Source organism: Novosphingobium decolorationis (genome assembly GCF_018417475.1).
In the GTDB taxonomy this organism is placed as follows: domain Bacteria; phylum Pseudomonadota; class Alphaproteobacteria; order Sphingomonadales; family Sphingomonadaceae; genus Novosphingobium; species Novosphingobium decolorationis.
On the sequence record NZ_CP054856.1, the window covers coordinates 3,502,431 to 3,515,760 of the forward strand.

Genomic DNA, 13,330 nt, shown 5'->3' on the forward strand with positions numbered 1-13,330 from the left:
CGCGTGTCGGATTGCGCAAGCGGCACGGATACGGGGTTCCCGTTAGGGCGTGACCTGAGATGACCGGCTCAGCTGCGGGACCTTTGCGGGACCGTCAGCGTAAAGCGCAGGCCTTCCGGGGGGTAGAGAAGCGCGCTCGTCCCGCCAAAATCGCCCGGAAGCATGCGCTCCAGAATTTGCGTGCCGAACCCGCGCCGGGTGGGTGGGGTAACCTCGGGGCCACCCCGCTCGTGCCAGCTGAGCACGAAAGGCAGGTCCCGGCCTCCGGTCCAGCTGAGCGCCACATGGCCTTCGTCTCGGCTCAAGGCTCCGTACTTGGCGGCGTTGGTCGCGAGCTCATGGATGGCCAGCGCAAGCGAGAGTGTCTGGCGCCCGGTCACGACACGGCGCGGGCCGGACAGCGTGATGCGGCCTGGACGGTCGATGTGGGGCGCCAGGATATGCTCCAGGATCGTCTCCACATCGGCCTCGCGCCAGTCGGTGCGGATGAGTACGTCGTGGGTGCGGGCCATGGCCTGAAGGCGGCTTTCCAGGCGGATGCGGGCCTCGGCCAGCGAGATGTCACCGCGCAGCGTCTGGGCGGCGATAGCCTGCGCGACCGAGAGCGCGTTCTTGACGCGGTGGACGAGTTCCTGTGCGACCACCTCGGCCTGCTGGCGCGCGAGTACGGCACCGGTGGTCTCGATCACGGTGTCGAGCATGCCGACCACGGTGCCGCGCTCGTCGCGCACCGGGCCGTAGCAGAAGGTGAACCACGCGTTCTCGGGCGCACCCTGGCGCTCCACCACGAGGGGGAAGTCCTCGATGAAGGTCGGCTCGCCTGCAAAGGCCTGGTCGGCGATGGGGCCGATCGTCGGCCAGGCTTCGGCCCAGACCGTGCTGAAAGGGAGCCCCAGCGCGGGGGGCTTGTTACCCAGGATCGGCAGGAACGCATCGTTGGGAATGGTGGTGAGGTGCTCGCCCCAGACCACGCATTGGGGAAAGCGCGAGGCGAGCACGGTGGCCACGGTGCTCTTGAGCGTGGCGGACCATCCCTCGGGCGGGCCGAGGGGATGGTCTGTCCAGTCGTGGGTGCGTATCGCTTCGGCCATACGGCCGCCGCCTGTCAGGAACTTCAGCATGGCACCGCCCGGAGGGCCAGCACCATGCCGGTGATCGTCCGCCGGATCGGCGGCGGATCAGATATCAAGATTGGCGACGTTGAGCGCGTTTTCCTGGATGAAGTCGCGGCGCGGTTCGACCACGTCGCCCATCAGGCGCGTAAAGATCTCGTCGGTCACGTCGGCATCCTCGACCTTGACCTGGAGCAGGGCGCGGTTCTCGGGGTCGAGCGTGGTTTCCCAGAGCTGCTCGGCGTTCATTTCGCCAAGGCCCTTGTAGCGCTGGATCGAAAGGCCCTTGCGCCCGGCCGCGAGCACCTTTTCGAGGAGCTGGCTGGGGCGCGCGATGGCATCGGCATCGGCGGTGGGGCGCTGGGCTTCCTCCTCGCCCTCGGTCTCGCCATCGTCGGCCGAGACGGCGGTAGCGCGCACCAGACGGCTCACCGCAGAATAGACGTCGGCGTGCTCGGCCGCGAGCTTGGCCAGCTTGCGCGCCTCGGCGCTGGTGAGGAAGGCGGCTTCGATCTTGTGGTTGTCGGTCACGCCGCGCCACACGCGGTTGATGTCGAGCGCGCCGCCCTCGGTCGGGGTGACGCTCCACCTGGCTTCGCTGTCGGCGAACTCAAGCCATTCGGCGGTCTTCTTGTAGGCTGCGGCGCGTTCCTCGGTCGAGAGATCGGGCGCGAAGGCTCCGGCCAGCGCGAGCGCCTCGATGATCGAGGCGTTGTAGCGGCGCGGCACGAAGGCCATGAGGTTGCGCATGCGGATCGCGTGTTCGACCAGGCTTTCCAGGTCCTGGCCCGTGCGCGCACCGCCGGCGGTCTCCAGCACGCGGCCATTGAGGCCGGCCTCGACGAGGTAGCGGTCGAGCGCGGCGTTGTCCTTGAGATAGACCTCGCTGCGGCCCTTGGCGACCTTGTAGAGCGGGGGCTGCGCGATGAAGAGGTGCCCGGAGCGGATGATCTCGGGCATCTGGCGGTGGAAGAAGGTGAGCAGAAGAGTGCGGATGTGCGCGCCGTCGACGTCGGCGTCGGTCATGATGACGATCTTGTGGTAGCGCAGCTTTTCCAGGTTGAAGTCGTCGCGGATGCCCGTGCCCATGGCCTGGATCAGCGTGCCCACTTCCTTGGAGGAGATGATGCGGTCGAAGCGCGCGCGCTCGACGTTGAGGATCTTGCCCTTCAGGGGAAGGATGGCCTGCGTCTTGCGGTCGCGGCCCTGCTTGGCCGAACCACCTGCGGAATCGCCCTCGACCAGGAACAGTTCGCACAGCGAGGGATCGCGTTCCTGACAGTCGGCAAGCTTGCCGGGCAGGCTGGCAATGTCCATCACGCCCTTGCGGCGGGTCAGTTCACGTGCGCGCTTGGCGGCCTCGCGCGCGGCGGCCGCGTCGATGACCTTCTGGATGATGGCCTTGGCGGTGGCCGGGTTTTCCTCGAGCCATTCGACCATCTTTTCGCTCATCAGGCTTTCGAGCGGCTGGCGCACTTCGGAGGAAACCAGCTTGTCCTTGGTCTGGCTGGAGAACTTGGGGTCGGGCAGCTTGACCGAGACGATCGCGGTGAGGCCCTCGCGCATGTCGTCGCCCGACAGCGTGACCTTCTCCTTCTTCAGCAGCCCCGCGCGCTCGGCATAGCCGTTCAAGGTGCGCGTCAGCGCGGCGCGGAAGGCGGCGAGGTGGGTGCCGCCGTCGCGCTGGGGGATGTTGTTGGTGAAGGTGAGGACGTTCTCGTAGTACGAATCGTTCCACTGCAGCGCGACCTCGATGCCGATGCCGTCCTTGTCCGCGGTGATCGCGATGGGCGCTTCCATCAGCGCGCTCTTGGTGCGGTCGAGGTACTGCACGAAGGCGCCGATGCCGCCTTCATAGTAGAGGTCATGTTCGCCCACGTCTTCGCCGCGCAGGTCGCGCAGCAGGATGCGCACGCCCGAGTTGAGGAAGGCGAGCTCGCGGTAGCGGCGTTCGAGCTTGTCGAAATCGAATTCGGTGACGTTCTTGAACGTCTCGTGGCTGGCCTGGAAGGTGACGCGCGTGCCCTTCTTGAAACCATTTTCGTCGGGGTTGCGCTCGACCTTGGGCGCATCGCCCTTGACGATGAGAGGGGCCACCGCGTCGCCATGTTCGAAGCGCATCCAGTGCTCCTTGCCGTCGCGCCAGATGGTGAGTTCAAGCCATTCCGAGAGCGCGTTGACCACCGAGACGCCTACGCCGTGCAGGCCGCCCGAGACCTTGTAGGCGTTGTCGTCCGAGGTGTTCTCGAACTTGCCGCCCGCGTGGAGCTGGGTCATGATGACCTCGGCCGCCGAGACGCCTTCTTCCTTGTGCATGTCGACCGGGATGCCGCGGCCGTTGTCTTCCACCGAAACCGAACCGTCGGCGTTGAGCTCGATCAGGACGAGGTCGCAGTGACCTGCGAGCGCTTCGTCGATCGCGTTGTCCGAGACCTCGAAGACCATGTGGTGCAGGCCCGAGCCATCGTCGGTGTCGCCGATGTACATGCCCGGACGCTTGCGGACTGCGTCCAGCCCCTTGAGGACCTTGATCGAATCTGCGCCGTAGGCGTTGCTGTTCTTCTGGTTTTCGGGATCGGTAGCCATGTTTCCGGCTATAGCATCGCGGCGGTCAAACCCAAGCAAAACCGCAATCCGGGGGCTGTCCTTATCCACAAGGCAGCGGCGGGGTGTGGGTCAGGTGCCGAGCCATGGCGCCATTCCATGGAAAAAGGGCGGCCCTTGCGAGGCCGCCCGTTGGTGGTTGTGTCCGGCTTTCTCGGCGCGGCGGCCCCGTGGTGGCCGGGCGTGTGCTCAGGCCAGGGTGAGCGCAAATCCCAGCGCACAGATCCCGAGCGCTGCGGCAAAGCCGATCGACTTTTCGACAAGTGTCATGACATCCTCCTCAAGATTTCCCAAAAGTGGCCGGTTTTCCCGGCTCGCCAGCAACACTACGCCACTTGACAGCAACGAACAAGGCGAGGGGCGCATCGCCACGACGTTCTTTGGTCTAAGATGCGCGGCATACAATCACTGGGTAATCACGGGACAATCACGAGGTGGCAGCCCGGGTAGCGTGGCCTCGCTCTCCGGCGGCAACCGGCGGTTTGCGGCCTGCAGAAAGTTCCTTTTGCGCGTTCGGAGTGTCTGGACAGCGCGGGCGCGCCCGACTATCGGCCAGCCATGAGCATCCAGACCACTGAATCGGTCCTGATTGTCGATTTCGGCAGCCAGGTGACCCAGCTGATCGCACGCCGCGTCCGCGAAGCGGGCGTCTATTCCGAGATCGCCCCGTTCACCAGCGCGGCGGAAGCCTTCGAACGCATGAAGCCGGTGGGGATCATCCTCTCGGGCTCGCCCGCTTCGGTCCTCGATGAGGACGGCCCGCGCATTCCCGATGTGATCCTCGAGAGCGGCCTCCCGATCCTGGGCATCTGCTATGGCCAGCAGTCGCTCACCCACCAGCTTGGCGGCGAAGTGACGCTGGGCGATTCGGGTGAGTTCGGCCGGGCCTTCATCGAAATCCAGGACGAGTGCGCGCTCTTCGACGGTCTCTGGAAGGTCGGCGAGAAGCACCAGGTCTGGATGAGCCACGGCGACAAGGTGACCAAGCTGGCCGACGGCTTCCGCCCGGTGGCCTCTTCGGCCGGCGCGCCCTTTGCGGTGATCGCCAACGACGAGAAGCGCATCTACGCGATGCAGTTCCACCCCGAAGTCGTGCACACGCCCGACGGCGGCAAGCTGCTCAAGAACTTCGTGCGCCACGTGTGCGGCCTCTCGGGCGACTGGACCATGGCGGAATTCCGCAAGGCCAAGATCGACGAGATCCGCGAGCAGGTCGGCGACAAGCGCGTGATCTGCGGGCTTTCGGGCGGCGTCGATTCGGCCGTGGCCGCCGTCCTCATCCACGAGGCGATCGGCGACCAGCTCACCTGTGTCTTCGTCGACCACGGCCTCATGCGCATGGGCGAGGCCGAGCAGGTCGTCTCGCTGTTCCGCGGCGCCTACCAGATCCCGCTGGTGCACGTCGACGCCTCGACGCTGTTCCTCAAGGGCCTCGAGGGAGTCACCGACCCCGAGAAGAAGCGCAAGTTCATCGGCAAGACCTTCATCGACGTCTTCGAGGACGAGGCGAAGAAGATCGGCGGCGCCGAGTTCCTGGCCCAGGGGACGCTCTACCCCGACGTCATCGAATCGGTCTCCTTCACCGGCGGCCCTTCGGTCACGATCAAGAGCCACCACAACGTGGGCGGCCTGCCCGAGCGCATGGACATGAAGCTGGTCGAGCCGCTGCGCGAGCTCTTCAAGGACGAAGTGCGCGAGCTGGGCCGTGAGCTGGGCCTGCCCGAGATTTTCGTGGGCCGTCACCCCTTCCCGGGGCCGGGCCTTGCGATCCGCATCCCGGGCGAAGTCAGCCGCGAGAAGGCCGACATCCTGCGCAAGGCGGATGCGATTTACCTCGAGGAAATCCGCAGCGCGGGTCTCTACGACGCGATCTGGCAGGCCTTCGCCGTGCTGCTTCCGGTCAAGACCGTGGGCGTTATGGGCGACGGGCGCACCTACGACAATGTCTGTGCCCTGCGCGCGGTGACCTCCACCGACGGCATGACCGCCGACATCTACCCCTTCGACGCCGCGTTCCTGAGCCGGGTCGCCACCCGTATCATCAACGAGGTGAAGGGCATCAACCGCGTGGTCTACGACTACACCTCGAAGCCCCCGGGCACGATCGAGTGGGAATGATTTTTGCCCATCCGGCGATATCCAAATCTACGCCATAGCACGCTGTAACGCTCTGAAAAATAATAAGTAATCGATCTACGTCTATCGAGAGCTATTGGTAGGCAGAGATCGGTGATGGCGGCCCACCTGACGGGCCTTCCCCATATTGATCAGCTCCACAATCACGAGTACCGTCAGGACATATGACGTCCTTGACGGTACTTTTTTCGGTATAAGCCGATGAAAAGAAACATAAACTTCCGCCAAGGAACGCCGAAAATCACGTGACGGTACTTTTCGGAGGTGGCGCGGAAATGCTTACGGATGCTGCGATCAAGGCGCTGAAGCCGCAGAGCAAGATGTACAAAATGGCGGACCGGGACGGCATGTACGTTCGAGTCATGCCATCGGGAGCGATCTCGTTTCGCCTCGATTATCGCCTGAACGGGCGGCGCGAAACTGTCTACCTTGGGAAGTACGGCCGCGATGGGATCTCACTGGCCAGGGCCCGCGAACTCTGCATTGACGCAAGAAGGGCCGTCAGTGAAGGGCGGTCGCCTGCGATCGAGAAGCAGCGCGAAAAGCGGCGGATCAAGGAAGCCAAGAGCTTCGGCGAGTTTGGCGAAAAATGGCTCGTAAATGCGCCAATGGCCGATACTACGCGAGCGATGAGGCGCTCGATCTTCGAGAGGGAGTTGCTTCCAGTCTGGCGCAATCGGCTCCTCTCGGAAGTCACGCCGGACGACTTGCGAGCGCATTGCCGGAAAATCGTCGATCGCGGTGCGCCTGCGACCGCGATCCACGTGCGCGACATCCTCAAGCAAATCTATGGCTTTGCCATCTTGCACGGTGAGAAGGTTGCCAATCCCGCCGACGACGTGGGGCCAGCGTCCATTGCGACGTTTGTGCCGAAAGACCGCTCGTTGTCCCCCACCGAAATCCGGATCATGCTCAGGCAACTCGAGAACGTTGCGACCCTGCCGACGATCCGGTTGGGCATGAAGCTCTATTTGCTGACCATGGTGCGGAAGAGCGAACTACAGGACGCAGTGTGGGACGAGGTGGATTTCGAGAACGCAGTCTGGACCATCCCAAAGGAGCGCATGAAGCGATCGAAAGCGCACAACGTATATCTCTCGCGCCAAACCCTCGACATCATGATCGCGCTCAAGACCTGCGCCGGTAACTCACGATACTTGCTGCCGTCCAGGTACGATGCTGACGCACCGATGTCGCGCGCGACGTTCAATCGCGTGACCTATGCGGTTGTCGAGCAAGCGAAGAAGGAGGGGCTGCCGCTGGAGCCCTTTACCGTCCATGATCTCCGACGCACAGGGTCGACGCTACTCAACGAACTGGGCTTCAATAGCGATTGGATTGAGAAGTGCTTGGCGCACGAAGACGGACGTTCGTCGCGTGGCGTCTATAACAAAGCTGAGTACGAGGTGCAGCGCCGCCATATGATGCAGGAATGGTCGGACATCATCGATGCGTGGGTCGATGGACGGAAGCACGCACCCGTGCTCTTGCCGCCGGCTATGCCCTTGATGGAGCTTGATCCCGCCCTTTGACCGGCCGCGTCTTCCGCTTTGCAACATCTGGGTGCTGAGCACGTCGAATTGGCGCCGCGCGGCGCGCGAGTAGCCAAGCCTCAACTTCAGCTAAGTCCCAGACGATGCATCTGGGCGATAGTGCAAAGCGGCGGGGAAATTCACCACGCTGCTCCATTTCGTATATGGTGCTGTCTGCAAGGGGGATCATCGCGCGCAACTGATGGCGCCGGATAGTGCGACGTAGCGAATCGTCGATGGCATTCGCCTTGGCCATGGTTTGCCTCCTATTGCTTGCGGTTTCGGAATAGAAAGCAATAGGTCCTGTAATAGGAAGGCCCGCCAGCGCTGAGTGCGGGAATATCGTATCATAGAGTGCAAATCGGACGATCAGTTAAGCTCGGGCTCTCCTGGCCCCGATAGGCTTTGCGGTCAGAACCAGAGCGTAGATCAATCGCTCTGATAGGCAAGGTTCCAGTCGAGGGCGGTATCTTTGCGTCGGAACTTACGCAACCACTGCCAAGCCCGGTGAAGCGCGCAAGCGCGCTATGTCCCGCGATGGCGGTTCTCCGAAATGGCGGCGATATTCGCGACTGAACTGAGACGCGCTTTCGTAACCCACGCGCAAAGCGGCAGTCGCAACATCGATGTCCTCAATGAGCATCTGGCTGCGCGCGTCCTGGAGCCTGAGCTGTTTTTGAAACTGCAGCGGGGTCATGGCTGTCACGGCGCGAAAATGCTCGTGGAGGCTTGAGGGGCTCATGCCCACTTCTGCAGCAAGGCGTTCGATGCTGAATCGTTCTCGAAAGTTCTTACCGATCCACGCGATGGCGCGGCCGACTTGCGCGACCCGGCCCTGGCCGGAGGTGATGTGCCGCATCCTTGCGCCATCCGGTCCGGCGAGCAGGTAGTAAAGGATTTCCTGCTCGGCAAGCGGTGCGAGGACGGGCAGCGCGGAAGGATTGTCGAGTAGGCGCAGCAAGCGAAGCGTCGCGTCGAGGAGGCCGGCGCTAGCATCGGACACCGTCTTTCCTATAGGCGGCGATGGCACTTCCGGCGGCGGCGGAACACGTGACGCCAATTCGCCGAGCATTACGGGATCGAAGTCGAGGTATAGGCAGAGGTACGGTTTGTCAGGCGTCGCTTCGATCACATGGCCTATCGCTGGCAAATCGTAAGTCACAACGCCATAGCGGCCTGGAGCGTATCTGAAAATGTGATCGCCTAGTGAAACCTCCTTTTGCCCCTGAACGACGAGGCAGAGTTGAGGCCTGTAGATGTTCGGCATCGGCATCGTCACGGTGGAGGATCGAACAAGCGTCACGCGTTCGATAGGGGTGGCTTGGAAACCGTCATTCGAGACGTGTTTTGTGATTATCGCAGATATTTCGTTCAGTTCTTCCATGAATAGATTCATTGCATGTGCGCGCGATGGGATCAACGCGAATGCGATAATCCCTGGAGGATCAGGCAGAAATCTCGGCGCATCAGGCTCACGGTTCGAATGCGCTTCGTATCACAGTGTGGAAAGCACGCGCCCAAGCAAAATCCGGTCGCAGATCAAGTACGGAGCAAACATGACAACCGACAATATGAAGATTCCCGCCGTCGCACTTGGCACTTGGGCGTGGGGTGACAGTGGCTCGAGCGGGGACGGCTACTTTGGTAGTACGCTGACCCAGACCGACCTCGAAGAGTTGGCTGATAGAGCTCATGCGGCCGGATTTACCCTTTGGGATACCGCCGTCGTATACGGCATGGGGCGCTCGGAGACCGTTCTTGGGGAGGTCTTGAAGCGCTTCGCCCGTTCCGACTTTCAGCTCTCCACAAAGTTTACGCCGCAGGCCGCGGGAGCCGGAGATGATCCGATGGCGGACATGCTTGAGCAAAGCTTGGCCCGTCTCGGTACCGACTACATCGACCTCTACTGGATTCACAATCCCGGCGACGTGGCGCGGTGGACTCCCCACCTAATTCCCTTGCTTGAGAGCGGCAAGATCAAACACGTCGGTCTCTCAAACCACAATCTCAGCCAGATCGTGCAAGCCAACCAGATTCTCGGCGATGCCGGGTATTCTGTTGAGGCCATCCAGAACCATTACAGCCTGCTGCATCGCAATTCGGACCAAAATGGCATCCTGGATTTCTGCACCAAAGAAGGCATCCCCTTCTTCGCCTACATGGTGCTCGAACAAGGCGCCCTAACCGGCAAATACAATCCGCAGAACCCGCTACCGGAAGGCAGCAATCGGGCACAGGCGTACAATGCCAAACTACCGCAGATGAAGTCGCTAACCGACAGGCTTGGCTCGATCGGCCGAAGCTATGGCGCTGAAGCTCCCGACGTCGCGGTTGCGTGGGCCATAGCCAAGGGCGCGACACCGATCATCGGCGTCACCAAACCCAATCATATCGACGGCTTAGACCGTGCCGCCGCGATCGTGCTTTCCAACGACGACATTGTTGAATTGGAGGCACTGGCTCTCGCCGCGAACCTGGATACCCGCGGGTGGTGGGAACAAGAGATGTAGTTCGAAGCAGCGCTTCCAAACGCATGCTCATACCGGTGAGCCCGTTACGTCGCCGATCTGCAAGCCTGAACGTCTCGAGCCGAGCCGTTGCATGATCCAATTTCACGAAGGAGACAGCATGGCAGCCGATTTCACGGACGATGAAGGCAAGAAACGGGATGGCGCGCTTAAGCTGTCACGCCGTGATGCACTCAAGAGCGGCGCGCTTGTTGCCGCCGCTCTGACCCATGCCCAATCGGGCATGGCTCAAAATGTAACGCCGCGGGTAACTCCGCTGCAGGTAAGACCGGCTCAAGCTCTCGTCGTTCACACCACTGTTAATCGAGAGGCGGTCGAGGTCGAAATCGATGTCCGAACATCGCTGCTTGACCTGTTGCGCGAACGCCTTGCTCTTACAGGCGCGAAGAAGGGCTGCGATCATGGTCAATGTGGTGCCTGCACCGTCCATGTAGACGGCCGGCGCGTTGCTTCTTGCCTCACCCTCGCGGCAAAGGTCGAAGGGCGGCAAATCCTGACAATCGAAGGTTTGTCGGACGGTAATAATCTACATCCGATGCAGCAAGCCTTCATCGACCACGACGCCCTGCAGTGTGGCTACTGCACGCCAGGGCAAATCATGGCTGCCGTGGCCTGTGTCGACGAAGGCAACGCAGGCACACCGGAACGCATTCGCGAATACATGAGCGGCAACATCTGTCGGTGCGGTGCCTATGTCGGCATCGTCGCCGCGATCGAGGACGCGGCCTCCAAGATGAGGAGGGGCTGATGAAGGCTTTCACCTATATCCGCCCGACAACAGCCAAGGAAGCTATAAGCGCGTTTGCCAGCGCGGCAGAAGGCGCGCGCTACATCGCTGGCGGCACCACTCTGTACGATCTGATGAAGCTCAATATCGAGCGGCCGCCGTTCCTTATCGATGTGACGGCGATCGCTGGGCTGAATGAAATTGATATCAACGAGGACCGGCTGCGGTTCGGAGCGTCAGTTCCGATGAGTGCCGTCGCGTCACATGAGACGATCAGGACCAGCTATCCCGTACTCGCCGAATCCCTTTGGAAGGCTGCGTCTCAGCAACTCCGCAATATGGCGACCGGTACCCATCCGGTGAAGGCCGCAGTGGCCGTGGCTAGGTCGCCTTTGGTTTGATGATGCGCTTTGCTGCGGCGTTGCGTCTGACAGCGATACGAGCGAGCCCCGCTTCGATCGGCAAGATGTCGAGTTCGTCCGGGTCGTAGCCGTCGAGCCAGTCGTTGATTTCGATATGCTGCTCGTGCGTGGGATCAGACCTGATCTCCAGCATCTCGTAGAAGCCGGAGATCCCGCCGCAATCCTCGGGTGGACACTCGCGCTCGCCGCCGATGAAGCGGGGATAGGCGAGAGCCGGATCTCCCTGCCGAACGTCGCTCAAGGTGAGCGTGTGCTGCCAGTCGTCACCAAAGTCGTAGGAATACGCGATCGTGGTCGCGCCGGGAGCGAGTACGTCGCGCAGGCGGATGCGCGCGGCAATCTTGCGCGGAGCGGTTCCCCAGTCGTCTTCCATCGGCAGGCCATAAGTCTGGTCGTCAATGCGCATCTCCCAGAGATGGTAATCGAACCATCCCATCGCGGCCTGCACGATGTCGTGCAGGACCTTGAGAGTGACCGAGGTCGGCACTTCGACCAGGCGCCAGATTGGCGGATCGCTGTCCTCAAGCTCGATGCGCAGCCTTGCGATCTGCAGGAAACTGTCGGTGGCTGTGGGCCTGTCTGTCGATCGGGCGGTCATGCCACCTGCGATAGCACTCCGGGCCGGACTTGCCAGTTCCAGGGGAGCAGTTCGTCGATCCGGTTGACGGGATGCTCGGCAATGCGCGCGAGGACATCGGCCAGCCAGGCCTGCGGATCGACATCGTTGAGCCGGGCGGTCTGGATCAGCGTATAGAGCACGGCGGCGCGCTGTCCGCCGCGATCGGAGCCGCAGAACAGCCATGCCTTGCGCCCGAGGGGCACGCAGCGCAGCGCCCGCTCGGCTGCGTTGTTCGTGAGGCAGATCCGGCCATCTTCGAGGAAGCGGGTGAAGGCCCCCCAGCGTCGGAGCATGTAGTTGATGGCCTTGGCCAGATCGTGGCTGCGCGAGAGCTTCGCGAGCTGGGCGGTGAGCCAGGCGTGCAGATCCGCCATCTGCGGTGCGCTGAGGTCCTGCCGGACGGCGAGGCGCTCTTCGGTGGCCTTGCCGCTGATGCCACGCTCGATCTCGAACAGGGCATCGAGGCGCTGCACAGCTTCCAACGCGATCGGATAGATCATGCCGGTACGCTCGCCGCGGCTCTTCCTGCGTGCGGCGGCCTCGACGTCGGCGAGTTCGAAGAACTTGCGCCGTGCATGCGCAAAGCAACCCGCCTCGGTCACGGGTGCGGGCTGACGGCCGGGCGCGTAGAGCTCGTTGTAGCCGCCATAGGCATCAGCCTGCAGAATCCCGGCCCAGGACGCCAGATGCGCCCGAGGATGCTCGCCGCGCCGGTCGCGGGAATAGTGGAACAGGGCTGCGGGCGGATCGCTGCCGGCAAAGGACCGGTCATCGCGGACGTAAACCCACAGGCGCGCGGTATCGGTCTTGCCCTTGGCCAGGACCGGCACGGTTGTATCGTCGCCATGCAGCCGCCGGGCCGCAAGCACGTGCGCCTCGATCCGTCGATAGAGCGGCATCAGGGCGAAGGCCGCCGCGCCCACCTGGTCGGCCAGCGTCGAGGTGCTGAGCGCCACGCCTTCGCGCGCGAAGCGCTCGGCCTGGCGGTTGAGGGGCTGATGCTGGCCATACTTCTCGAACAGCAGCATGGCGAGGAAACTGGGGCCGGCCCATCCGCGCGGCACGACATGGAACGGCGCTGGAGGCTGCGTGATCGCCTCGCAATCCCGGCACGAGAACTTCTCGCGTACCGTTTGGATCACCTTCCACTGGCGCGGGATCACTTCGAGCGTCTCGGTCACGTCTTCGCCCAGCTTCGACAGGCGCACGCCGCCGCAGGACCGGCATGAACACGGTGCGGGAATGACAACGCGCTCGCGCGGGAGGTGTGCGGAGCGGCTTACGGCTCGGCCGCTTGCGCGCGAAGGCGGCAACGTCGGCTGTCCTGGCGGCGGCAACTTCGGCGGCTAGGTCATCCTCGCAGGCATCGGCCTCGAGGTCTTCCAACTGAAGCTCAAGCTGGTCGAGAAGTCGACGGCTGCGCTCGGCACTGGCGCCATATTGCTCGCGGCGCAGCTTGGCGATCTGCAGCTTGAGGTGGGCGATCATCGCCTCGGTCGCGCTCTCGCGGGCCCTGGCATTGGCGAGGCGCGCCTCGGCCTCGTCGGCGCGTTCAAGCGCGGCGGACAGCAGCGCCTTGAGCGCTTCGACGTCGTCCGGAAGGGGCGATGCGGCCGTGTCCATGACGAGCATGGAATCACAGATCGGCGC

The 13,330-nt window shown here is 62.9% G+C and carries 12 protein-coding genes; 5 read left to right on the top strand and 7 right to left on the bottom strand.

Annotated features, from left to right (window positions below; all coding sequences use genetic code 11):
• Positions 1 to 68: 68 nt before the first annotated feature.
• The 3 genes from HT578_RS16250 to HT578_RS16260 form a co-directional block, all read right to left on the bottom strand.
• Entirely contained in the window at positions 69 to 1,121 is a 1,053-nt protein-coding gene (locus HT578_RS16250; protein WP_213500711.1) for a sensor histidine kinase, read from the bottom strand.
• A gap of 57 nt (positions 1,122 to 1,178) precedes the next feature.
• Entirely contained in the window at positions 1,179 to 3,698 is a 2,520-nt protein-coding gene (gene gyrB, locus HT578_RS16255) for a DNA topoisomerase (ATP-hydrolyzing) subunit B (RefSeq protein WP_213500712.1), read from the bottom strand.
• A 207-nt stretch (positions 3,699 to 3,905) separates the two neighbouring features.
• Positions 3,906 to 4,082 (bottom strand): hypothetical protein, encoded by a 177-nt coding sequence (locus HT578_RS16260; protein ID WP_213500713.1) that lies wholly within the window; start codon positions 4,080 to 4,082, stop codon positions 3,906 to 3,908.
• Between the two features lie 192 nt (positions 4,083 to 4,274).
• Between HT578_RS16260 and guaA the strand changes: the two genes are divergently transcribed.
• Together guaA and HT578_RS16270 are read left to right on the top strand one after the other, a co-directional pair.
• Positions 4,275 to 5,834 (top strand): glutamine-hydrolyzing GMP synthase, encoded by a 1,560-nt coding sequence (gene guaA / locus HT578_RS16265; RefSeq protein ID WP_213500714.1) that lies wholly within the window; start codon positions 4,275 to 4,277, stop codon positions 5,832 to 5,834.
• A gap of 263 nt (positions 5,835 to 6,097) precedes the next feature.
• Positions 6,098 to 7,384: a tyrosine-type recombinase/integrase gene (locus tag HT578_RS16270; RefSeq protein WP_479684954.1), complete on the top strand. Its 1,287-nt coding sequence runs from the start codon at positions 6,098 to 6,100 to the stop codon at positions 7,382 to 7,384.
• Here the strand turns inward: HT578_RS16270 and HT578_RS16275 are convergent.
• Positions 7,350 to 7,640, bottom strand: a complete 291-nt coding sequence (locus HT578_RS16275) for a helix-turn-helix transcriptional regulator (RefSeq protein WP_213500715.1) — start codon at positions 7,638 to 7,640, stop codon at positions 7,350 to 7,352. The two genes, HT578_RS16270 and HT578_RS16275, sit on opposite strands and share 35 nt — an antisense overlap.
• A 228-nt stretch (positions 7,641 to 7,868) precedes the next feature.
• Positions 7,869 to 8,768, bottom strand: a complete 900-nt coding sequence (locus HT578_RS16280) for an AraC family transcriptional regulator (protein WP_213500716.1) — start codon at positions 8,766 to 8,768, stop codon at positions 7,869 to 7,871.
• Positions 8,769 to 8,940: 172 nt separating this feature from the next.
• Here HT578_RS16280 and HT578_RS16285 point away from each other — a divergent pair, with 172 nt between their 5' ends.
• The 3 genes from HT578_RS16285 to HT578_RS16295 all read left to right on the top strand — a co-directional run bounded on the left by HT578_RS16285 (position 8,941) and on the right by HT578_RS16295 (position 11,040).
• On the top strand, positions 8,941 to 9,894 hold the full coding sequence (locus HT578_RS16285) for an aldo/keto reductase (protein ID WP_213500717.1): 954 nt from the start codon (positions 8,941 to 8,943) through the stop codon (positions 9,892 to 9,894).
• Between the two features lie 118 nt (positions 9,895 to 10,012).
• On the top strand, positions 10,013 to 10,660 hold the full coding sequence (locus HT578_RS16290) for a (2Fe-2S)-binding protein (RefSeq protein WP_213500718.1): 648 nt from the start codon (positions 10,013 to 10,015) through the stop codon (positions 10,658 to 10,660).
• Positions 10,660 to 11,040 (top strand): FAD binding domain-containing protein, encoded by a 381-nt coding sequence (locus HT578_RS16295; RefSeq protein WP_213500719.1) that lies wholly within the window; start codon positions 10,660 to 10,662, stop codon positions 11,038 to 11,040. Before HT578_RS16290 ends, HT578_RS16295 begins: the two co-directional genes overlap by 1 nt.
• On the opposite strand, the gene HT578_RS16300 is transcribed toward HT578_RS16295, so the two are convergent.
• Together HT578_RS16300 and tnpC are read right to left on the bottom strand one after the other, a co-directional pair.
• A complete protein-coding gene (locus HT578_RS16300) occupies positions 11,021 to 11,659 on the bottom strand; it encodes a plasmid pRiA4b ORF-3 family protein (protein ID WP_039396108.1) in 639 nt (212 codons plus the stop codon). The genes HT578_RS16295 and HT578_RS16300 overlap by 20 nt on opposite strands.
• Positions 11,656 to 13,303 (bottom strand): IS66 family transposase gene (gene tnpC, locus HT578_RS16305; RefSeq protein WP_213504404.1). Its coding sequence is split into 2 segments (ribosomal slippage): positions 11,656 to 12,952 and positions 12,951 to 13,303, totalling 1,650 coding nucleotides; the frame shifts between segments, so codons are not numbered across the junction. The genes HT578_RS16300 and tnpC overlap by 4 nt, the downstream gene beginning before the upstream one ends.
• Positions 13,304 to 13,330: the final 27 nt, after the last annotated feature.

What these genes read in the sequence shown, in the direction of transcription:
- HT578_RS16250 (WP_213500711.1), bottom strand. Translation starts at nt 1,121, where the DNA reads ATGCTGAAGTTCCTGACAGGCGGCGGCCGTATGGCCGAAGCGATACGC.
- gyrB (WP_213500712.1), bottom strand. Translation starts at nt 3,698, where the DNA reads ATGGCTACCGATCCCGAAAACCAGAAGAACAGCAACGCCTACGGCGCA.
- HT578_RS16260 (WP_213500713.1), bottom strand. Translation starts at nt 4,082, where the DNA reads ATGCGCCCCTCGCCTTGTTCGTTGCTGTCAAGTGGCGTAGTGTTGCTG.
- guaA (WP_213500714.1), top strand. Translation starts at nt 4,275, where the DNA reads ATGAGCATCCAGACCACTGAATCGGTCCTGATTGTCGATTTCGGCAGC.
- HT578_RS16275 (WP_213500715.1), bottom strand. Translation starts at nt 7,640, where the DNA reads ATGGCCAAGGCGAATGCCATCGACGATTCGCTACGTCGCACTATCCGG.
- HT578_RS16280 (WP_213500716.1), bottom strand. Translation starts at nt 8,768, where the DNA reads ATGGAAGAACTGAACGAAATATCTGCGATAATCACAAAACACGTCTCG.
- HT578_RS16285 (WP_213500717.1), top strand. Translation starts at nt 8,941, where the DNA reads ATGACAACCGACAATATGAAGATTCCCGCCGTCGCACTTGGCACTTGG.
- HT578_RS16290 (WP_213500718.1), top strand. Translation starts at nt 10,013, where the DNA reads ATGGCAGCCGATTTCACGGACGATGAAGGCAAGAAACGGGATGGCGCG.
- HT578_RS16295 (WP_213500719.1), top strand. Translation starts at nt 10,660, where the DNA reads ATGAAGGCTTTCACCTATATCCGCCCGACAACAGCCAAGGAAGCTATA.
- HT578_RS16300 (WP_039396108.1), bottom strand. Translation starts at nt 11,659, where the DNA reads ATGACCGCCCGATCGACAGACAGGCCCACAGCCACCGACAGTTTCCTG.